The sequence below is a fragment of the Streptomyces sp. ADI95-16 genome, assembly GCF_003721495.1.
In the GTDB taxonomy this organism is placed as follows: Bacteria; Actinomycetota; Actinomycetes; order Streptomycetales; family Streptomycetaceae; genus Streptomyces; species Streptomyces goshikiensis.
The window spans coordinates 3273971-3292897 of record NZ_CP033581.1 but is presented as its reverse complement, the minus strand read 5'-3'; the positions used below and the strand labels follow the sequence as shown (position 1 = coordinate 3292897).

22 protein-coding genes, 1 tRNA gene and 1 riboswitch are annotated in these 18927 nt (G+C 71.2%); of the genes, 15 read left to right on the top strand and 8 right to left on the bottom strand.

What is annotated here, in order from left to right; all coding sequences use genetic code 11:
- Window positions 1-211: 211 nt before the first annotated feature.
- Window positions 212-1513 carry a PTS transporter subunit EIIC gene (locus tag EES41_RS14435; protein WP_123078600.1) on the bottom strand — a complete coding sequence of 434 codons (1302 nt, stop codon included), beginning with the start codon at window positions 1511-1513 and terminating at the stop codon, window positions 212-214.
- A 227-nt stretch (window positions 1514-1740) separates the two neighbouring features.
- On the opposite strand from EES41_RS14435, the gene EES41_RS14430 reads away from it, so the two are divergent.
- The 4 genes from EES41_RS14430 (at window position 1741) to rdgB (ending at window position 3972) form a co-directional block, all read left to right on the top strand.
- Window positions 1741-1974 (top strand): glucose PTS transporter subunit EIIB, encoded by a 234-nt coding sequence (locus EES41_RS14430; RefSeq protein WP_073799335.1) that lies wholly within the window; start codon window positions 1741-1743, stop codon window positions 1972-1974.
- A 100-nt stretch (window positions 1975-2074) separates the two neighbouring features.
- Window positions 2075-2809, top strand: a complete 735-nt coding sequence (rph, locus tag EES41_RS14425) for a ribonuclease PH (protein ID WP_123078598.1) — start codon at window positions 2075-2077, stop codon at window positions 2807-2809.
- Between the two features lie 144 nt (window positions 2810-2953).
- Window positions 2954-3334: a hypothetical protein gene (locus EES41_RS14420; RefSeq protein WP_008742594.1), complete on the top strand. Its 381-nt coding sequence runs from the start codon at window positions 2954-2956 to the stop codon at window positions 3332-3334.
- A 29-nt stretch (window positions 3335-3363) separates the two neighbouring features.
- Window positions 3364-3972, top strand: coding sequence for an RdgB/HAM1 family non-canonical purine NTP pyrophosphatase (gene rdgB / locus EES41_RS14415; RefSeq protein ID WP_123078596.1), 609 nt, complete (start codon window positions 3364-3366; stop codon window positions 3970-3972).
- Between the two features lie 60 nt (window positions 3973-4032).
- Here the strand turns inward: rdgB and EES41_RS14410 are convergent.
- The 4 genes from EES41_RS14410 to bcp form a co-directional block, all read right to left on the bottom strand.
- Window positions 4033-4107 (bottom strand) — tRNA-Leu (locus EES41_RS14410).
- 12 nt (window positions 4108-4119) lie between these two features.
- The gene (locus tag EES41_RS44175; RefSeq protein ID WP_355795918.1) at window positions 4120-4503 is read right to left on the bottom strand and encodes an HNH endonuclease; all 384 of its coding nucleotides are present in this window, start codon (window positions 4501-4503) and stop codon (window positions 4120-4122) included.
- A 293-nt stretch (window positions 4504-4796) separates the two neighbouring features.
- Entirely contained in the window at window positions 4797-5444 is a 648-nt protein-coding gene (locus tag EES41_RS14400) for an HNH endonuclease signature motif containing protein (RefSeq protein ID WP_123078592.1), read from the bottom strand.
- Window positions 5445-5573: 129 nt separating this feature from the next.
- Window positions 5574-6041 (bottom strand): thioredoxin-dependent thiol peroxidase, encoded by a 468-nt coding sequence (gene bcp / locus EES41_RS14395; RefSeq protein WP_008742592.1) that lies wholly within the window; start codon window positions 6039-6041, stop codon window positions 5574-5576.
- 118 nt (window positions 6042-6159) lie between these two features.
- On the opposite strand from bcp, the gene EES41_RS14390 reads away from it, so the two are divergent.
- The 3 genes from EES41_RS14390 to EES41_RS14380 all read left to right on the top strand — a co-directional run bounded on the left by EES41_RS14390 (window position 6160) and on the right by EES41_RS14380 (window position 7359).
- Window positions 6160-6477, top strand: a complete 318-nt coding sequence (locus EES41_RS14390; RefSeq protein WP_123078590.1) for a DUF3618 domain-containing protein — start codon at window positions 6160-6162, stop codon at window positions 6475-6477.
- A 46-nt stretch (window positions 6478-6523) separates the two neighbouring features.
- On the top strand, window positions 6524-6868 hold the full coding sequence (locus tag EES41_RS14385; RefSeq protein ID WP_123078588.1) for a co-chaperone GroES: 345 nt from the start codon (window positions 6524-6526) through the stop codon (window positions 6866-6868).
- 55 nt (window positions 6869-6923) lie between these two features.
- A riboswitch (guanidine-III (ykkC-III) riboswitch) is annotated at window positions 6924-7003 on the top strand.
- 35 nt (window positions 7004-7038) lie between these two features.
- Window positions 7039-7359: a multidrug efflux SMR transporter gene (locus tag EES41_RS14380; RefSeq protein ID WP_030158619.1), complete on the top strand. Its 321-nt coding sequence runs from the start codon at window positions 7039-7041 to the stop codon at window positions 7357-7359.
- 22 nt (window positions 7360-7381) lie between these two features.
- On the opposite strand, the gene EES41_RS14375 is transcribed toward EES41_RS14380, so the two are convergent.
- On the bottom strand, window positions 7382-9868 hold the full coding sequence (locus EES41_RS14375; protein ID WP_254211442.1) for a transglycosylase domain-containing protein: 2487 nt from the start codon (window positions 9866-9868) through the stop codon (window positions 7382-7384).
- 175 nt (window positions 9869-10043) lie between these two features.
- On the opposite strand from EES41_RS14375, the gene EES41_RS14370 reads away from it, so the two are divergent.
- The 6 genes from EES41_RS14370 (at window position 10044) to EES41_RS14345 (ending at window position 16556) form a co-directional block, all read left to right on the top strand.
- On the top strand, window positions 10044-10859 hold the full coding sequence (locus tag EES41_RS14370; RefSeq protein ID WP_123078586.1) for an ABC-2 family transporter protein: 816 nt from the start codon (window positions 10044-10046) through the stop codon (window positions 10857-10859).
- 25 nt (window positions 10860-10884) lie between these two features.
- Complete coding sequence (locus tag EES41_RS14365; RefSeq protein WP_254211760.1) at window positions 10885-11754, top strand: ABC transporter permease; 870 nt, start codon at window positions 10885-10887, stop codon at window positions 11752-11754.
- Between the two features lie 15 nt (window positions 11755-11769).
- Complete coding sequence (locus EES41_RS14360) at window positions 11770-12762, top strand: ATP-binding cassette domain-containing protein (protein WP_123078582.1); 993 nt, start codon at window positions 11770-11772, stop codon at window positions 12760-12762.
- Window positions 12763-12843: 81 nt separating this feature from the next.
- Window positions 12844-13650 (top strand): DUF1707 domain-containing protein, encoded by an 807-nt coding sequence (locus EES41_RS14355; RefSeq protein ID WP_123078580.1) that lies wholly within the window; start codon window positions 12844-12846, stop codon window positions 13648-13650.
- Window positions 13651-14222: 572 nt separating this feature from the next.
- Window positions 14223-15479 (top strand): DUF445 domain-containing protein, encoded by a 1257-nt coding sequence (locus EES41_RS14350; RefSeq protein WP_254211759.1) that lies wholly within the window; start codon window positions 14223-14225, stop codon window positions 15477-15479.
- 123 nt (window positions 15480-15602) lie between these two features.
- The gene (locus tag EES41_RS14345; protein WP_123082183.1) at window positions 15603-16556 is read left to right on the top strand and encodes an IS481 family transposase; all 954 of its coding nucleotides are present in this window, start codon (window positions 15603-15605) and stop codon (window positions 16554-16556) included.
- A 46-nt stretch (window positions 16557-16602) separates the two neighbouring features.
- On the opposite strand, the gene EES41_RS14340 is transcribed toward EES41_RS14345, so the two are convergent.
- Together EES41_RS14340 and EES41_RS41415 are read right to left on the bottom strand one after the other, a co-directional pair.
- On the bottom strand, window positions 16603-16902 hold the full coding sequence (locus EES41_RS14340; RefSeq protein ID WP_123078576.1) for a hypothetical protein: 300 nt from the start codon (window positions 16900-16902) through the stop codon (window positions 16603-16605).
- Between the two features lie 45 nt (window positions 16903-16947).
- Complete coding sequence (locus tag EES41_RS41415; protein ID WP_164495833.1) at window positions 16948-17124, bottom strand: hypothetical protein; 177 nt, start codon at window positions 17122-17124, stop codon at window positions 16948-16950.
- Window positions 17125-17296: 172 nt separating this feature from the next.
- Between EES41_RS41415 and EES41_RS14335 the strand changes: the two genes are divergently transcribed.
- Together EES41_RS14335 and EES41_RS14330 are read left to right on the top strand one after the other, a co-directional pair.
- On the top strand, window positions 17297-17833 hold the full coding sequence (locus EES41_RS14335; RefSeq protein ID WP_254211441.1) for an N-acetyltransferase: 537 nt from the start codon (window positions 17297-17299) through the stop codon (window positions 17831-17833).
- Between the two features lie 71 nt (window positions 17834-17904).
- Complete coding sequence (locus EES41_RS14330) at window positions 17905-18927, top strand: hypothetical protein (protein WP_123078574.1); 1023 nt, start codon at window positions 17905-17907, stop codon at window positions 18925-18927.

The following is an 18927-nucleotide window of genomic DNA, read 5'->3' as shown; positions in this document are numbered from 1 at the left end:
GGGGCACACGCCGCCGGGGGAAGCGGTCGTGGTCTACACCAATGCATGGTGTAGACCAGTTGTAACACGGTGAGGGTTAGATAAGGAACCTTCGATTTCCTGTGGCCTGGGTCACATTTTCCCGGACGTGCCGAAGGCCCCCGGATCGTGATCCGGGGGCCCTTGACGGAGCGGTGCGCGACCCGGTCCGGGGCGCGGTGTGGAGGCCGGCTCAGGCCTTGGTGTTGTCCGCCTCCATCGCCGCGATCTCCTCGTCCGTCTCCCGCCCCGGAGTCGGGATGTCGAACTTCGTGATCGCGAACCGGAACACCACGTAATAGACGACGGCGAAGCACAGCCCGATCGGAATGATCAGCCACGGCTTGGTCGCCAGCCCCCAGTTGATGACGTAGTCGATCAGACCGGCCGAGAAGCTGAAGCCGTCGTGCACGCCCAGCCCCCAGGTCACCGCCATCGACACACCCGTCAGCAGCGCGTGGACCGCGTACAGCGCCGGCGCCACGAAGAGGAACGAGTACTCCAGCGGCTCCGTGATCCCCGTGACGAACGAGGTCAGGGCCACCGACAGCATCAGGCCCCCCACTTCCTTGCGCCGCACCGGCTTCGCGCAGTGGGTGATGGCCAGCGCCGCCGCGGGCAGGGCGAACATCATGATCGGGAAGAAGCCGGAGAGGAACAGCCCGGCGTTCGGATCGCCCGCCAGGAACATCGGGATGTCACCGTGCACGACCTGGCCGTCCGGCTTGGTGTAGCTGCCGAACTGGAACCACACCGGCACGTTCAGGAACTGGTGCAGGCCGATCACCAGCAGGGCCCGGTTCGCGACGCCGAAGATGCCGGACCCCAGGGAGCTCAGGCCGACCAGCCAGTCGGAGAAGCTCTCCAGCCCGTCGCCGATCGGCGGCCAGATCCACAGGCAGAGCGAGGCGAAGGCGATCGCGACGAAGGTCATGATGATCGGGACCAGCCGGCGGCCGTTGAAGAAGCCGAGCCAGTCCACCAGCTTGACCCGGTGGTAGCGCTGCCAGAACCAGGCGGCCAGCAGGCCCATGACGATGCCGCCGAAGACCCCCGGATTCTGGAAGGTGTACTCGGCGAAGGTGTCGTCCGGCCCCAGGCAGCCGCCCCCGATGTCCTTCGTCCCCGTGGGGCAGGGGGTGGGGAAGACCCGCAGCACGCTCCGGTAGACGAGGAAGCCGACCGCCGCGGCCAGGGCGGTCGACCCGTCCGCCTTCTTGGCCATGCCGATCGCGACGCCGACGCAGAAGAGGAGCGGCAGGCCGAGGTCCGCGTTGAGCAGCGCGCCGCCCGCGGCGGCCATGACCCTGGCGACGTCCGTCCAGCCGAGGCCGTCCGCGCCGAACATGTCGGGCTGGCCGAAGCGGTTGAGGATGCCGGCCGCGGGGAGGACCGCGATCGGCAGCTGAAGGCTCCGGCCCATCTTCTGCAACGCCTGGAACAGGTGGTTCCGCCAATTCGGTTGCGGCACTGCGGTGGCGCTGGTCGCGCTCATCGGTGTCCTCCCTGACCGGCCCGTTTTTGGCTGCCGCAACACTTACGGCACACTGGTGTAGACCAGTTGTGGGTAGGTTGCTGCTGATCGTCATGATTCGGCAGGGACCGGACACGCGCTCGCGTAGATGGGCCAACCGTGCGTTACCGTGACAATGCGGACCGCGCCGGTGGGAATCCATGTTCCGGCCGCTGAGACTCGTTCTTCGTATCACTCAGGGAGAAACCATGGCCACCAAGGCTGAGAAGATCGTCGCCGGGCTCGGCGGCATCGAGAACATCGAAGAGGTCGAGGGCTGCATCACCCGCCTGCGCACCGAGGTCGTCAACCCCGACCTCGTCGACGAAGTCGCGCTCAAGGCGGCCGGCGCCCACGGCGTCGTCAAGATGGGCACCGCGATCCAGGTCGTCATCGGCACCGACGCCGACCCGATCGCCGCCGACATCGAAGACATGATGTGATCCGGACCGACCGGACCCCCTAGCACCACCCCGCAGACCCCGTCCCGCGAGCACCCGGACGGGGTCTTCGCGTTCGCCCGCAGCGACTAGGCTCGGAGCCATGTCTCGCATCGACGGCCGTACGCCCGAACAGCTCCGCCCGGTCACCATCGAACGCGGATGGAGCAAGCACGCCGAGGGCTCCGTCCTCATCTCCTTCGGAGACACCAAGGTCTTCTGCACCGCCTCCTTCACCGAAGGCGTCCCGCGCTGGCGCAAGGGCAGCGGCGAAGGCTGGGTCACCTCCGAGTACTCGATGCTGCCCCGCTCCACCAACACCCGCGGCGACCGCGAATCCGTCCGCGGCAAGATCGGCGGCCGCACCCACGAGATCTCGCGCCTCATCGGCCGCTCGCTGCGCGCCGTCATCGACTACAAGGCCCTCGGCGAGAACACCATCGTCCTGGACTGCGACGTCCTCCAGGCCGACGGCGGCACCCGCACCGCCGCCATCACCGGCGCCTACGTCGCCCTCGCCGACGCCGTCGCCTGGGGCCAGCGGAAGAAGCTGATCAAGGCCGGCCGCAAGCCGCTCACCGGCACCGTCGCCGCCGTCAGCGTCGGCATCGTCGACGGCGAGCCGCTCCTCGACCTCTGCTACGAGGAGGACGTGCGGGCCGAGACCGACATGAACGTCGTCTGCACCGGCGACGGCCGCTTCGTCGAGGTCCAGGGCACCGCCGAGGGCGAGCCCTTCGACCGCAAGGAGCTCAACGCCCTCCTCGACCTGGCCGCCGGCGGCTGCGCCGACCTCCAGGCCCTCCAGCTGAGCGCGCTCGACCTCCAGGCCCCGTAGCGGTACGACGGCAACCGCCGGGCCCGCCCCGGCGTCCTCGTAGACACGGGCGCACGGTAGTCACTACCGTGCGCCCTTCCACGTCACCTCGTACTCCCGTACGTCCGTACGTCCGTACGCCCGTCTCGCCCCTGGGGGATCCGCATGAAGCTCCGCATAGCCGCCGTCGCGGTGGCAGCCGTCCTGACCGTCCCCGCCCTCACCTCCTGCGACGCGATCTCGACGGCGATGGACTGCGCCAACACGGCGGTGGCCATCACGGACGGGGCGAACGACCTCCAGCAGGCCGTCTCGCAGGCCGGCAACAGCCCCCAGGACGCGCAGAACGCCCTCAGCCAGATCGACCAGAACCTCAAGAAGATCGGCGACCAGACGGACAACGCCGACCTGCGCAAGGCGATCGACTCGATGAACACGGCCGTCAAGAACGTCCGCACGTCCATCGAAGGCGGCAACTCCGCCCCCGACATCACCCCGGTCGCGGACGCGGCGTCGGAGATCTCCAAGGTCTGCACCCCGGGCTGAGCGCGCGGGGCGGCCGGAATAATGGACGCATGACGACCAGCCGCCTGATCCTCGCCACCCGCAACGCGGGCAAAGTCACCGAACTCCGCGCCATCCTGTCCGACGCCGGCCTGCCGCACGAGCTGGTCGGCGCGGACGCGTACCCGCAGATCCCCGACGTCAAGGAAACCGGCGTCACCTTCGCCGAGAACGCCCTCCTCAAGGCCCACGCCCTCGCCCAGGCCACGGGCCTGCCCGCCGTCGCCGACGACTCCGGCCTGTGCGTGGACGTCCTCAATGGCGCCCCCGGCATCTTCTCCGCCCGCTGGGCCGGCACCCACGGCGACGACAAGGCCAACCTGGACCTGCTCCTGGCCCAGCTCGGGGACATCGCCGACGAATACCGCGGCGCCCACTTCGCCTGCGCCGCCGCCCTCGCCCTCCCGGACGGCACCGAGCGCGTGGTCGAGGGCCGCCTCCTCGGCACCCTCCGCCACACCCCGGCCGGCACCGGCGGCTTCGGCTACGACCCGATCCTCCAGCCTGCGGGCGACACCCGCACCTGCGCCGAACTCACGGCGGCGGAGAAGAACGCCATCTCCCACCGCGGCCAGGCCTTCCGCGCCCTGGTCCCCTTCATCCGCGCCCTGCTGGGCTGAGCGGGCCGAACGACGCCGACGGCCGGTGACCCCTCAGATAGGGGTCACCGGCCGTTGATGTGGGCCCGGTGGGACTTGAACCCACGACATACCGGATCTAAACCGGCATCCTCTAGCCTGCTGGGATACGGGCCCGCGGCGCCTACTTTACTGGTCGCCCCGGGGGCGTTGCGATGAGGTTCTCACTCTTCCCCGGCACCATGTGTTGGTGATCGCGTGACAGTTGGGACATAGGAGCCGCAGGTTCTCGCGGCGGTCGTCGTTCCGGTCACCGTTGACATGGTCCACCTCCAGCGTCATCGGGAGCCCGCGCCACTCTGGAGGCGTTCCACAGGATGCGCACACTTCGGGGATGCCGACCTCGTGGAGTGCCCGGCGCAAGCGGAGCGAATGGGTGCGGTTCCCGCCACTGCGCCGGACGAGGATCTCGCCCGCGGGCTTCGCGACACCTGTGCGCTTCCCTCGCTGGTGGGCTTGCCCCAGGAAGTGGGCGGTCGACAGGCCTTGTTCGCTGATCCACGCGCGAAGCATCGCGCGCTGGCTTCCGTTGTCCGGTCTTCCCAGGCTTCGAAGGGTTTCGGCCAGCGAATGCGACTCGGCCACAGCAGTCCGAAGGGCAGCAGGCTCCGGCGGGAACCTCTTCGTGTGATTCCGGCCGGGGCGGAAGTGCGATATGTCGATGTCGAACCGCGCGAACCGGCGCCTCAGATAGGACGTGAGGTGCGCGTACGGGTCCGTGCCGAAGTGGGCGATGACCTCTTCGATGGACGTGCAGCATTCGGCTGCTCGCGCCAGGCGCTCTCGCGTGTAGACGTGACCACGACTCATCGACGTCCCTTCCCTCGACCTCGATACGTGTCCGTCGTGGAGTGGCAGTTGGGGCAGAGGAACCTCAGGTTCTCCCGGCGGTTGTCACGCCAGTCGCCGTTGACGTGGTCGATCTCCAGCGGGAGCGGTTCCCCCCGCCAGATCGGCTCGATGCCGCACTCGGCGCAGCGCTCTTCGACCCCGAGATCCAGCAGCGCGCGCCGGAGCATGCGGTTCGGGGTGCGTGTGGCGTGGGATGCGGGGGTCTCACGGAGAATCTCGTCCGCGGAACGCCGTCGGCGGTTGTCCCGCATGCGCTCAGTCCGTGCGGGGCCGGTGAAGTGGGACATGTCGATGCCCAGCGCGCGTACTCGGCGACTGATGTGGGCGTGGTTCCCTCCCACGGCTTCGATGTCCAGGCGCCTCAGGACCTCGTACATGTTGCTGGAGGCCTTCACGGCGTCCTCCAGGATCGCGCGCGTCCAGCGGTTCCCGTCGCGCTCGAAATGGGAGGTCTCGACTCCCAGCAGTCCCATGCGCCTACGGATGTACTCCCGCGAGCCGCTCTTCGGGTCCACCCCCAGTTTCTCCAGCGCCTCCGTCAGCGTCCGCGACGTGCTCGCCGCCTGCGCCAGTCGCTCCCGTGTGTACGGGCTCACCGCCATCGCCGCCCCTCCGTCCCGGCCGCGCGTTCGCGGCCCGTACGGGCTAACGAATCGATATTCGGCCAGTTACGTCCGATAAACGGAACGGCCCGCACCAGTTTGGTGCGGGCCGTTCGGGAGGGGGCGCGGTCAGATGCCCAGGTCCTTGATGATCTTGGCTACGTGGCCCGTGGCCTTGACGTTGTAGAGGGCGCGCTCGACCTTGCCCTCCTCGTCGACGATCACCGTGGAGCGGATGACGCCGGTGACCGTCTTGCCGTACAGCTTCTTCTCGCCGAACGCGCCGTACGCCGTCAGGACCTCCTTGGACGGGTCGCCGACCAGGGTGACCGACAGGTGCTCCTGCTCCCGGAACTTCGCCAGCTTCTCCGGCTTGTCCGGGGAGACGCCGATGACGTCGTAACCCGCCTGGGCCAGTACGGCCAGGTTGTCCGTGAAGTCGCAGGCCTGCTTCGTGCAGCCCGGCGTCAGGGCGGCCGGGTAGAAGTACACGATGACCTTGCGGCCCTTGTGGTCGGCGAGCGAGACCTCGTTGCCGTCCGCGTCGGGCAGGGTGAAGGCAGGGGCGGTGTCGCCCGGCTGAAGTCGCTCGCTCATCTCAACAGTCTCCTCGGGAGGGGATCGGTACCGCACGAGACTAAGCTGACAGACTGTCCAGGGGCGGATCACGCCCGCCATGCGACCACTCGCACGACACGACGACGGAGGCAGCGCGGTGCCGGAAGCCAGGACCCCCGCACAGATCGAGGCGGACATCGTCCGCAGGCGCGAGCAGCTCGCCGAGACGCTCGACGAGATCGGTGTGCGCATGCATCCGAAGACGATCGTCGGGGACGCCAAGGCCAAGGTCGCCTCGACCGTCGACCAGACCGCCGGGCGCGTCGTCGTCGCCGTGAACCGCCTCGTGACCGACGTCAAGGCGGGCCTGTGCAACGAGGACGGCAGCCCGCGTCCCGAGCGGATCGTGCCGGTGGCGCTGCTCGCCGTCGGTGTGGTCGGCCTGGTGGTCGTGTCGGCGCGCCGCAAGCGCTGATGACCCTGCGCGGTCCGGGGCGGGCGCGGGCGGGTAGGTTCGAGGGGTGAGCGAGAACACCACCACCCACGACAAGCTGCCCATCCGCATGCTGCACGACCGCGTGCTCGTGAAGTCGGACTCGCCGGAGGGCGAGCGCCGCTCCGGCGGCGGCATCCTGATCCCGGCGACGGCCGCCGTGGGCAAGAGGCTGGCCTGGGCCGAGGTGGTCGCGGTCGGGCAGAACGTACGCAGCGTGGAGCCGGGCGACCGGGTGCTGTACGACCCCGAGGACCGGGCCGAGGTCGAGGTGCGCGGGGCGACGTACGTGCTGATGCGCGAGCGGGACCTGCACGCGGTGGCCGCCGAGCGGCTGGAGGGGTCCGAGGACTCCACCGGGCTCTACCTGTGACCCCGTAGGACGTAGGACGGTGCGAAGGGCCGGTGACCGAGGTCACCGGCCCTTCGCATGCCCTTTTGCTACGGTGGAGGGGAACCCCCGACGAGACGCGCCGTACCGGGTAGCTGGCTGAAAAGACGACGCACCCCGTAGCTCTCGCTCTCGTTCCGGAGGTGCCCGTCATGGCCTGGGTTCTGCTTCTCGTCGCCGGTCTGCTCGAAGTCGGCTGGTCGATCGGCATGAAGTTCACCGAGGGTTTCACCCGTCTGTGGCCCAGTGTGTTCACGGGCGCCGGCATCGTCGCGAGCATGGTGCTGCTGTCGTACGCCGCGAAGACCCTTCCGATCGGTACGGCGTACGGGGTGTGGGTGGGCATCGGTGCGGCCGGGGCCGCGGTGCTCGGCATGGCGGTGCTGGGGGAGCCCGTCACCGCCGCCCGGATCTTCTTCATCTGTCTGCTGCTGGTCGCCGTGGTGGGGCTGAAGGCGACTTCCGGTCACTGATCCGTTCCGCTGTTCCGTTCCGCTATTCCACGAATTCGGGGAGCGGGCGTCGGCCCGCCGTCGTGCCGCCCTGGGTGAGGCCCTGGGGGCCGGCGGTGGTGCCGGCGGCGTCCGCACCGGCGTCCGCGCCCTGGGCGGAGCCCTGGTCGGCGCCTTGCGCGGTGCCTTGGTCGGCGCCCTGGGCGGAGCCTTGGTCGGTGCCCCGGGAGGTTCCGGCGTCGGCGCCTTGGGCGGTGGCGCCTCCGTTGTTCTGACCGCCCTGGTTCTGGCCGCCGTTGTTCTGGCCCTGGCTCTGGCCGCCCTGTGACTGCCCGCCGTTGTTCTGGCCGCCCGTCGGCCGGGAGGGCCGTACCGGCGGCCCGGGGCTCTGTTCGTCGTCCGGGGACTGCTCCGGGGTGTCCGGGGGCGGGGGCGGTGACTGGGCCGCGCCCGGTTCGAGTTCGAGGTCGAAGTCCAGCGGGTCGGAAGCCTCCAGGGCCGTCTTCGTGTAGGCCGCCCAGATCCGGGCCGGGTAGCCCCCGCCGCCGATCCGGGTCTCGCCCAGCGCCCCGTAGAGGGATTGCAGGGTGCCGGTGTCCGGGTCCTGGCCCATCATCGACACGACCGTGACCAGGTCCGGGGTGTAGCCCGCGAACCAGGCCGCGCGGTCCTGTTCGGCGGTGCCGGTCTTGCCGGCCGCCGGATGCCCGGCGGCGAGGGCCGCCGTACCGGTGCCGTTGTCGACGACGCTGACCAGCATCGACGTGGTGGTGTCGGCGGCCTCGCGGGAGACGACCTGGAGCGGGGTGCGGTCGGGCAGCTTGACCGTGCCCCCCTCCTTGGTGATCTTCTCGACGAGGGTGTGGGGGGTGTAGCGGCCGTGGTCGGCGAGGGTCGCGTAGGCCTGGGCCATGTCGAGGACGCTGGCCTGCATGGTGCCGAGCGCCATGGCCGGGCCCGACACGAAGTTCGGGGTGTTCTCGGGGATGCCGAGGGAAATGGCGGTCTTCTTGACCTTGCCCGTGCCGACGTCGACGACCATCTGCGCGTACACGGTGTTGACGGAGAGGTCGGTGGCGGTGTTGACGGTGATGTCGCCGTACGAGAGCCGCCCCTCGTTCTCCGGGGCGAAGGGGACCGAACTGCCGACCACCGGGCGTTTGTTGTCGCCGTTGTAGATCGTGTTCGGGGTGATCCGGCGGCCGTCCCGGGTGCGGGAGCCGTTCTCGACGGCGGAGGTGAAGACGAACGGCTTGAAGGTGGAGGCCACCTGGTAGTCGTGCCGGGTCGCGTTGTTGACGTACTGCTTGGTGTAGTCGATGCCCCCGTACATGGCGACGACCTTGCCGGTTGCCGGGTCGATGGAGGCCCCGCCGGCGCGCACCAGGCGGTCCGCCTTGCGCGTCCCGGGTTCGAGTTCGGAGACCATCTCCTCGTCGACGGCGTCCACGAAGGCGTTCTGGCGGCGCTTGTCGATGGTGGTGGTGATCCGGTAGCCGCCCTCGGCGAGGGTGGTGTCGTCGAGGATCTTCCGGTCGAGGATGTAGTCCTTGACGGCCTCGACGAGGTAGCCGCGCTGCCCGGACAGCCCGGCGGCGGGGCGGATCTTGCCGGGTTCGGGGAAGCGGGTGGCCGCCCGCTCGGCCTGGCTCATCCAGCCCTTCTTGACCATGCCGTCGAGTACGTAGTTCCAGCGGGCGACCGCGCGGGCGCGGCTCTGCGGGTGGGCGACGACGTCGAAGGCGCTGGGGGAGTTGAGGAGGGTGGCGAGGTAGGCGCCCTCGGCGGTGGTGAGTTTGCCGACGTCCTTGCCGTAGTAGGCCTGTGCGGCGGCCTGGATGCCGTAGGCGTTGCGGCCGAAGTAGCTGGTGTTCAGGTAGCCCTCGAGGATGTGGTTCTTGGACTCCTCGCGACCGAGTTTGATCGCGATGAAGAACTCCTTGACCTTCCGGCTGACCGTTTGCTCCTGGCCCAAGTAGTAGTTCTTGACGTACTGCTGAGTGATCGTCGAGCCGGACTGTTTGCCCTTGCCCATGAGGGTGTTCCAGGCGGCGCGCAGCATCGCCTTGGGGTCCACCGCCCGTTCGGAGTGGAAGTCCCGGTCCTCGGCGGCCAGTACGGTCTCCTGGACGGTCCGGGGGATCTGGGAGAGCGGTACGTTGACGCGGTTGACCTCGCCGTCGCGGGCGAGCTGGGAACCGTCGGAGTAGAGGTAGACGTTGGACTGCGCGGTCGCGGCGGAGTTGGCGGACGGGATGTCGACGAGCAGGTAGCCGGCGACGAGGGCGCCGCCGAGCAGGAGCGCGAAGAGCAGCAGGCAGCCGAGGACGAGGCGCCAGCCGGGGACGAAGCGGCGCCAGCCGGTGCGCGGGCGCCGGGCCTTGGGGGTCTTTCCCTTCTGGCCGCTCTTTCCGTTCTGGCCGTTCTGGCCGTTCTCGCCGGGCTGCTGTTGCCGGTGTTCGGGGCCGGGTCCTTCGGGAGTGTCCGGATCGCGAGGGGTCCAGCCCGGGGGTGGTGACTGGTCGCTCATCTCCGGAACTCCTCGGCGCCGTGCGAAATATCCACTTCTGTACCTCATGGTGTCTACCCGATGCCAGGTGATTCCGCCCCGGACGGGCGTAAATCGTTCGCGTGGCTCGCCCCTCCGCACTAAGCTCGCGCGCTTTGGCCGACGTAGGAACGACGTGGGGAAACGGAGGGATACGGTGCGTCAGAGAGCTGCTCTCTACGCGGCGGTGGCGGCGGGCGGTTTCCGCCGGTACGCCACCTACGGGACGGCGACCGCGGCCGGTGTGTTCACCAACACCGTCTTCGGTTTCATCCTCGCGTACACGTACATCGCGTTGTGGGACGAGCGGCCGGGGCTCGGGGGATACGACCAGGCGCAGGCCCTGACGTTCGTGTGGGTCAGCCAGTCGCTGCTGGCCGCCGGGTCGCTCATCGGGGGCGGGTTCCAGGAGGAGATGCAGGAGCGGATCCGGACCGGGGACATCGCCGTCGACCTGTACCGGCCGGCGGACCTCCAGGCGTGGTGGCTCGCCGCCGATCTGGGCCGGGCCGGCTTCCAGCTGCTGGGCCGCGGGGTGGTGCCGCTGCTGGCGGGCGCGCTGGCGTTCCCGCTGGCGCTGCCGGTGGACCCGGTGCGCTGGCTGCTGTTCCTGGTGTCCGTCGCGCTCGCGCTGGTGGTGGGTTTCGCGGTGCGCTACCTGGTGGGGCTGTCGGCGTTCTGGCTGATGGACGGGACGGGGGTCAACATGATGGCCGTCGTCGTCACGATCTTCTTCTCCGGGATGCTGCTGCCGCTGACCGTGTTCCCGGGCGGATTCGGCGAGTTCGTCCGGACCCTGCCGTGGGCGGCGATGCTCCAGGTTCCGATGGACGTGCTGCTCGGCAAGCACGCCGGAGCCGGGGGAGCGGCCGGGGCGCTGGGTTTCCAGGCCTGTTGGGCGCTCGTACTGCTGGGGCTGGGCCGGCTGGTGCAGTCGGCGGCGACGCGGAAGGTGGTGGTGCAGGGTGGCTGAGGCGGTGGCGGAGGCCGGCGCGGGGGTGGCCCCGGGCGTGCCGGAGGTGCCGGGAGTGCCGGGCCCGCCGGAGGTGCCGGAGCGCAGCCGGGCACTGGAGGGGGTGCGGGGCTACGGGCTGATCGTGGCGATGTGGATCCGGTCGACGATGACGTACCGGACTTCCTTCTTCCTCGCGACGTTCGGGAACGCGGCGGTCCAGCTGCTGGACTTCGTCGCGATCTACATCATGTTCTCGCACGTGGAGGCGCTGGGCGGCTTCTCGCTGCCCGAGATCGCCCTGCTGTACGGGTCCTGCTCGGCTTCGCTGGGCCTGGCGGACCTGCTGCTCGGCAACACCGACCGGATCGGCGTCCGCGTCCGCGACGGCTCGCTCGACACGATGCTGGTGCGCCCGGTCCCGCTGCTCGCGCAGGTCGCGGCCGACCGCTTCGCGTTGCGCCGGCTGGGGCGGATCGTGCAGGGGCTCGGGGTGCTGGGCTGGGCGGTGTGGGCGCTGGACGTGGCCTGGACGCCCGGGAAGGTGCTGCTGGTGCCCGTGATGATCGTGGCCGGGGCGGCGATCTTCGCGGCGGTGATGCTGGCGGGGGCGGCGTTCCAGTTCGTCGCCGGGGACGCGGCGGAGGTGCAGAACTCCTTCACGTACGGGGGGAACACGATGCTCCAGTACCCGCCGACGGTGTTCGGGAAGGACCTGCTGCGCGGGGTGACCTTCATCGTGCCGCTGGCCTTCGTCAACTGGCTGCCCGCGCTGCACGTGCTGGGGCGGCCCGATCCGCTGGGGCTGCCGGGGTGGGTGGGGTACTTGAGCCCGCTCGTGGCGTTCGTGGCGTTCCTGCCCGCGTCGCTGGCGTGGCGCGCGGGGGTTCGTTCGTACCGGAGCACGGGGAGCTGAGCGGAGGACATGGGCATGGGCATGGGTGTGGGCATGGGTGGCGGAGAAGTGCTGATCTCGTTGGACGGGGTCGAGAAGGTCTTTGACGTACGGCGCCGGGTGAGCCTGATGCGGCGGGAGAAACGCCAGGTGAGAGCGGTGGACGGGATCAGTTTCGAGGTCGCGCGGGGCGAGATGGTCGGCTACATCGGCCCGAACGGCGCCGGGAAGTCGACCACGATCAAGATGCTGACCGGGATCCTGACCCCGAGCGGCGGCCGGCTGCGGGTCGCGGGCATCGATCCGGCGCGGGAGCGGATGCGGCTGGCGCACCGGATCGGCGTGGTGTTCGGGCAGCGCACGACGCTGTGGTGGGATCTGCCGCTGAAGGACTCGTACGGGCTGATGCGGCGGATGTACCGGATTCCGGCGGAGCGGTTCGCCCGGAACATGGAGCGCTGCGTGGAGCAGCTGGACCTGGCCGAACTGCTCGACGTACCGGTGCGGCAGCTGTCGCTCGGGCAGCGGATGCGCGGTGACATCGCGGCGGCGCTGCTGCACGATCCGGACGTGCTGTACCTGGACGAGCCGACGATCGGTCTCGACGTGGTGAGCAAGGCGAAGGTACGGGGATTCCTGCGGCAGTTGAACGGGGAGCTCGGGACCACGGTGCTGCTGACCACGCACGACCTCCAGGACATCGAGCAGCTGTGCGAGCGGGTGATGGTGATCGACCACGGGCGGCTGATGTACGACGGGCCGCTGCGCGGGCTGCACGCGGCGGGCGGGGTGGCGGAGAGCGAGCGGACGCTGGTGGTGGACCTGGAGCGGGAGCTTCCGGCGATCAGCGTGCCGGGCGCGCGGGTGGTGAAGGTGGAGGGGCCGCGGCAGTGGCTGGCGTTCCCGGCGGGGGCGTCGGCGGCGCCGCTGGTGGCGGCGGTGGCGGCGGACTATCCGCTGGTGGACCTGTCGGTGCGGGAGCCGGACATCGAGGACGTGATCGCGCGGATGTACGCGGGGCGGGGATGAGGGAGAAATCAGGGACAGGCCCGGGGGCCGGCTCGGGGTAGGGCGCACTCCTGCGCGGTATGACTGCATAGGGTGGTCCACATGAGTGACGAGCGGCCGCAGAAGCCGTTGCCGGAAGAGCAGTTGTCGCGGGAGACGGCGTCGCCGGAGCGGGCGACGTCGCTGGAGAAGGCGCCGTCGGTGTCCGGTCCTGGCGCCTTCGTGCCGCCCGTGCCGCCCGTGCTGCCCGGGCAGCCGGTCGCGGCGCCCGCACTGCGCGCCTCGGACGCCGACCGGGAGCGGGTGGTGGAGCGGCTGCGCGACGCCGTCGCCGAGGGCCGGCTCGACATGGAGGAGTTCCAGGAACGGCTGGAGGCGGCGTACGCCTCGCGTACGTACGCCGAGCTCGAACCGCTGACCCGCGACCTGCCGGCCGTCGGCGGGGTCCCGGCGGGCGCCGCCGCGGCCGTGGCCGGGCCCGGGCAGGAGCAGGCCGCCTGGCCCGAGCGGATCGGCGGTGCGGGGACCTCGTCCACGGCCGTGGCCGTCATGTCGGGGTTCCAGCGCAAGGGCCAGTGGACGGTGCCCGCGCGCTTCAACGCGGTGGCCTTCTGGGGCGGCGGTGACCTCGACCTGCGGGAGGCGAACTTCTCGCAGCGCGAGGTGGTGATCACGTGCATCGCGGTGATGGGCGGCATCCAGATCACGGTGCCGCCGGGCGTGGAGGTCGACGTCCGCGGCATCGGCGTGATGGGCGCCTTCGACCAGCGCGGCAACCCGGGCCCCCTCCAGCCGGGCGCCCCGCGCGTGGTGGTGACGGGCTTCGCGATGTGGGGCGGAGTGGAGATCCGCGTCAAACCCCTCAAGTCCGACCGCGAGAAAAAACCCCGCCGCCGCAAGGAACTCTGACGAGCCCCTGCCGCACACCACGGGCCCGACGCCCCCGCCCCCGGCCGGGGCCGTGCCCGCGCGTCGGCCCCGGCGACCCGACCCCGCGCCACGCTGGGCGGCCTGGCGGCGCGGCCCCGCCCCCGTCGGGCGACGCTGGGGCCTGATGGCCGAGCGCCGCGGCCCCGCCCCTCGCCGGCCGCCTGCGGCTTGGTGGCGCGGTCCCGCCCGCGCCGGGCGATCCTGCGGGTCTGGCGGGCCTGGGCGTGCCCGGCGGCCGGGTCCGCGCTCGGCGGTCCGCGCCCGCCGGGCCCCGGCTTGGCCGGCGTCGCCGACGTACGGCGTCGCTCCCGGCAGGGACCGGCGGCGTACGCCGGGTGCTCGCCGGCGAGGCGTATCGGCGTGCCGGGAACTCCTCGGGGCTCCCGGGAGTCGGATGCTATGCAGACAAAACCGGCGCCCCCGGGGGAAGGCAGGAGCACGTGGATCACCGCAGCGCAGCAGGAGGCGGCACAGCCCCGCCACCGCTACCCACCGGAAACGGCACGGGAACCGGTACCGCCACCGCCACCGGCCTCGGCACCGGCGGGTTCGTGTTCAACGCGGCCGACGAGGAGCGCCGCCGCGGCGTCCGGCGGATGAAGGCCACCGCGACCGGGCTGCTCGTCCTGGTCGCGCTGGTCTACGCACTCGCCAAGTGGGCCCAGGACACCGGCGCCGGCCCCTGGGCCGGCTACGTCGCGGCCGCCGCCGAGGCCGGCATGGTCGGCGCGCTCGCGGACTGGTTCGCCGTCACCGCCCTCTTCCGGCGCCCCCTCGGCCTGCCCATCCCGCACACCGCGATCATCCCGACCAAGAAGGACCAGCTCGGCGTCTCCCTCGGAGAGTTCGTCGGCGAGAACTTCCTCTCCGCCGACGTCGTCAAGGCCCGCCTCCACGCCCTCGGCATCGGCGGCCGCCTCGGCGCCTGGCTGGCGGAGCCCGCGCACGCCGACCGCGTCACGGCGGAACTCGCCGCCGCGCTGCGCGGAGCCCTGACCGTACTGCGCGACTCCGACGTGCAGGCCGTCGTGGGCGAGGCGATCACGCGACGCGCCGAATCCGCCGAGATCGCGCCCGGCATGGGGAAGACCCTGGAGCGGGTCGTGGCGGACGGCGGGCACCACCGCGCCGTCGACCTGCTCTGCGCCAAGGCCCACGACTGGCTGGTCACCCACGGGGAGTCGGTCATGGACGCCGTGCAGGGCGGCGCCCCCGGCTGGACCCCGCGCTTCGTCGACCGCAAGATCGGCGACCGCGTGTACAAGGAGCTGCTCCGTTTCGTCACGGAGATGCGCGACATGCCGCAGCATCCGGCGCGCGGCGCGGTGGACCGGTTCCTCACCGACTTCGCCGCCGACCTCCAGTCCGACACGGAGACCCGCGCGAAGGTGGAGCGGCTCAAGTCGGAGATCCTCGCGCGGGGCGAGGTGCAGGAGGTGATCGCCTCCGCCTGGACCGCGATCCGGTCCATGATCCTCTCGGCGGCCGAGGACGAGCAGAGCGAGCTGCGGCTGCGCGTCCGGTCCTCGCTGATCTCCCTCGGCGCGCGGCTGGCCACGGACGGCCGGCTCCAGGACAAGCTGGAGGGCTGGATCGAGGGCGCGGTGGTGTACGTCGTCACCACCTACCGGACCGAGGTCACCTCGCTGATCACGGACACGGTGGCGGGCTGGGACGCCGAACACACCTCGCGGAAGATCGAGGCCCACATCGGACGGGACCTGCAGTTCATCCGGATCAACGGCACGGTGGTCGGCGCGCTGGCCGGCCTGCTGATCTACTCGGTGTCGAGGGCGTTCGGCGCCTAGATGTATTGCCCCGGGAGGTTGTGGACGGGTGATGCAGGTCTCGGCTGAGGCGTCTTGAACGGGTGAGGGCCTTCCGGGTTCGGTGTGGATTGCGACGTCTACACCGAGCGACAGAAGGCCCTCATGCCCCACCGTAATGCACCCCTGACCGAGACCGGTCGCCTTCGCCTGGCCCGTTGCGTGGTCGAGGACGGCTGGCCGCTGCGCCGGGCCGCCGAACGCTTCCACGTCTCACCGACCACGGCCCAGCGGTGGGCCGACCGCTACCGCGATCACGGCGAGTCGGGCATGCGTGACAGGTCCTCGCGCCCGCGTCAGAGCCCGCGCCGGACCCCGACCCGCACCGAACGGCGGATCATCAAAGTCCGCCTCGCCCGCCGGTGGGGGCCGGCCCGCATCGCCCACCTGCTGGGCCTGGTGCCCTCAACCGTGCACCGCGTCCTCGTCCGCTACCGGCTGGCCCGGCTCTCCCACCTGGACCGGGCCACCAGCCGGGTCATACGCCGCTACGAACGCGAACGCCCCGGCGAACTGGTCCACGTGGACATCAAGAAGCTGGGCAACATCCCCGACGGCGGCGGCCACAGAGCCCTGGGGCGCCAGGCCGGCCGCAGGAAGCGGCCCCGCCTTGGCTACAGCTACATCCACACCGCCGTCGACGACCACTCCCGCCTCGCCTACAGCGAGATCCTGACCGACGAGAAGAAGGAGACCGCCACCGCCTTCTGGCAGCGGGCCCAGGCCTACTACGCCAGCGTCGGAATCACCGTCGAGCGCGTCCTGACCGACAACGGATCCTGCTACAAATCCCACGCCTGGCGCGACCTGCTGGCAGCGGCCGGGATCACCCACAAGCGAACCCGGCCCTACCGACCCCAGACCAACGGCAAGGTCGAACGCCTCAACCGCACCCTCACGGAGGAATGGGCATACGCCCGCCCCTACCAGTCAGAACAAGAACGACGCGACGCCTTCCCGCACTGGCTGCACACCTACAATCACCACCGCGGACACACCGCCCTCGCGGGCAAACCACCCGCCAGCCGCGTCCACAACCTCACAGGGCAATACACCTAGACCGCGCCGGGACCGACCCCAGACCGCCCCCCGGCCAGGGGAGGGGTCAGCCGCGGTCCGCGACGGCCCACGCCGCCGCCGCGACGACCCCGGCCGCGCCGAACACCGCCGGCCAGGCCCCGACCTTCTTCGCCAGCGGGTGCGAGCCCGCGAACCCGGCGAGGTACAGCGCGCCGAGCCCGGCCGCCGCGGGCGCGCCGGCCCGCCGGTGCCATTCCCGTCCGGCCGCGATGCCGGCGGCGCCGAGGACGACACCGCCCAGCGGCCGCACCTTGGTCCACCGGGCGACGGCGTAACCGCCCACCAGGCCGGCCGCCGCCACCACCGAGGTCGGTACCCGCTCCATGCCGCCCACTCCCTCAACTCGTCCTGTCGTTCACGTCCTACGAGGCTAACGCGGCCGCCGCTCCACCCGACGGGCGCCCAGCGCCCCCAGGACGATCACGGCCCCGCCGATCACCGCGTCCGGCAGCTCGTCCCGTACGGTGCGCGGCAGCGCCGCCACGACGCCGAGGACGAGGAGGAACGCGAGGCCGCACCGGCCGACCGCCCGCAGCAGTCTGTCCACGCCTGCTCAACGCGCCCGCCGGGCGTCCCGACACGGAAGGCGCTGAGGGGATTTGTCGCACACTCGCCGGATCCGTGCGATGCGTGCTCCGGGAACCGGGAGCCCATAAATTCGCTCTCCCACCCAAACGGGAAAATCACCGACACACCCCTACATCAGGAGCCGTCACATCGTGATCTGCTACGGACAGGCCGTCCTCGACCTCGCGGACGAACTGGTCGACGCCTACGCCGAGGTCTTCTCGGGCCCCCCGTGGAACGAAGGTGAAGAAACCATTCGCCAGTTCGCCACCCGCCTCCAGGCCGACTCCCGTCGCGCTGGATTCCGTACCGCCCTCGCCCAGTCCGCGACCGGCATCGACGGCTTCGCCACCGGCTGGATCACCCCGGCCTCCTTCCCGAAGAACCGTGCGTACGCCCAGGTCGCGGCGCAGCTCGGCGCGCCGCGCGTACGGGAGCTCCTGAGCGGCGCGCTGGAGATAGACGAGCTCGCGGTACGTCCCTACGCGCGCGGCCGCGGCACCGGACGGGCGCTGCTGACCGAGATCACCGCCGACGCCCCGGACGGACGGGCCTGGCTGCTGACGTCCCGGCTGGCCACGGACACGGTGGCGACGTACCGGCGGCTGGGCTGGCACGAGGTCGCGGCCCGGCCCGGCACCGAGACGGGCGTCGTCGTCTTCCTGGCCCCGGAACACCCGGGCCGCTAGGGCCAGGGCGGCCCCCGGCGCGGTCGGGTCCGGGAGGTTGCCGGCGGGCCCGCCCCGGGCATACCGGCGGCATGATCACGAACTCGGCAGGGGTCGGCGGCCGGGCCGCGCAGGTGGCCCGCAGGCAGCTCAATCTCGCTACCCGCCACCAGCTCACCGCCGCCGGAATCGCCCCGGGCACCATCACCTCCCGCACCTCCCGCACCTCCCGCACCGGTGGCCCCTGGCAGCGCTTACTGCCCCGGGTGTACCTGCTCCAGACCGGCCCCCCGGACCACCGCCAACGCGCCCTCGCCGCCGTCCTCTACGCCGCCGAGCCCACCTCCGACCCGCTGTCCGGGGACACCGCCGCCCTCACCGGCGGCGCCGCCCTGGCCCTCCTCGGCATCCGCGACGCCCCGTACACCCCGGCGGACGTCCTGGTCCGCGCCCCGCGCCGGCCGGCGGGCACCCCGGAGGTCCGCCCCCTGCCCACCACCCGCTGGCCGCCCACCATCACCGTCTCGGGCATCCCCAGCACCCGCCCGGTCCGCGCGGCGGCCGACTTCGCCGCGCGCGCCGAGGACCCGGAGCTGGTCCGCTCGGTCCTGGCCGGCGTCGTCCAGACCGGCTGGTGCCACCCGCAGGACCTGCACGCCGAACTCCGCGGCTCCCGCCTCCTGGCCCGCCCCGCGATCCGCGCCGCCGCGGCGGAACTCCTGGCCGGCGTCCGCTCGGTCGCCGAGGCCCGGGCCCGTGACACCCTGGAGGCGACGGACCTCCCGACCCCGCTGTGGAACGCCCGCCTCTACACCCCGGCCGGCGCCTTCCTGGCGACCCCGGACGCCTACTGGCCCGACGAGGGCGTGGCCCTGGAGATCGACTCGGCCGAGTACCACTACACCCGCGACGCCTGGCACGCCACCCTCCGCCGCCGCCTGCGCCTGGAGTCCCACGGCATCCTGGTGATCAGCGCGACCCCGTCGATGATCCGCGACACCCCGACGGAAGTCCTCGCCGCCCTCCGCACCCTCCTCACCCTGGCCACCTCCCGCCCCACCCCACCCACAGCCCACGCCCGCGGCCACGTCCAACTGAAGCTTCCGGCTCCCTGA

Coding starts and splice junctions, on each gene's coding strand:
- EES41_RS14435 (WP_123078600.1), bottom strand. CDS start 1,513: ATGAGCGCGACCAGCGCCACCGCAGTGCCGCAACCGAATTGGCGGAAC.
- EES41_RS14430 (WP_073799335.1), top strand. CDS start 1,741: ATGGCCACCAAGGCTGAGAAGATCGTCGCCGGGCTCGGCGGCATCGAG.
- rph (WP_123078598.1), top strand. CDS start 2,075: ATGTCTCGCATCGACGGCCGTACGCCCGAACAGCTCCGCCCGGTCACC.
- EES41_RS14420 (WP_008742594.1), top strand. CDS start 2,954: ATGAAGCTCCGCATAGCCGCCGTCGCGGTGGCAGCCGTCCTGACCGTC.
- rdgB (WP_123078596.1), top strand. CDS start 3,364: ATGACGACCAGCCGCCTGATCCTCGCCACCCGCAACGCGGGCAAAGTC.
- EES41_RS44175 (WP_355795918.1), bottom strand. CDS start 4,503: ATGCTTCGCGCGTGGATCAGCGAACAAGGCCTGTCGACCGCCCACTTC.
- EES41_RS14400 (WP_123078592.1), bottom strand. CDS start 5,444: ATGGCGGTGAGCCCGTACACACGGGAGCGACTGGCGCAGGCGGCGAGC.
- bcp (WP_008742592.1), bottom strand. CDS start 6,041: ATGAGCGAGCGACTTCAGCCGGGCGACACCGCCCCTGCCTTCACCCTG.
- EES41_RS14380 (WP_030158619.1), top strand. CDS start 7,039: ATGGCCTGGGTTCTGCTTCTCGTCGCCGGTCTGCTCGAAGTCGGCTGG.
- EES41_RS14375 (WP_254211442.1), bottom strand. CDS start 9,868: ATGAGCGACCAGTCACCACCCCCGGGCTGGACCCCTCGCGATCCGGAC.
- EES41_RS14360 (WP_123078582.1), top strand. CDS start 11,770: ATGGGCATGGGTGTGGGCATGGGTGGCGGAGAAGTGCTGATCTCGTTG.
- EES41_RS14355 (WP_123078580.1), top strand. CDS start 12,844: ATGAGTGACGAGCGGCCGCAGAAGCCGTTGCCGGAAGAGCAGTTGTCG.
- EES41_RS14345 (WP_123082183.1), top strand. CDS start 15,603: ATGCCCCACCGTAATGCACCCCTGACCGAGACCGGTCGCCTTCGCCTG.
- EES41_RS14340 (WP_123078576.1), bottom strand. CDS start 16,902: ATGGAGCGGGTACCGACCTCGGTGGTGGCGGCGGCCGGCCTGGTGGGC.
- EES41_RS14330 (WP_123078574.1), top strand. CDS start 17,905: ATGATCACGAACTCGGCAGGGGTCGGCGGCCGGGCCGCGCAGGTGGCC.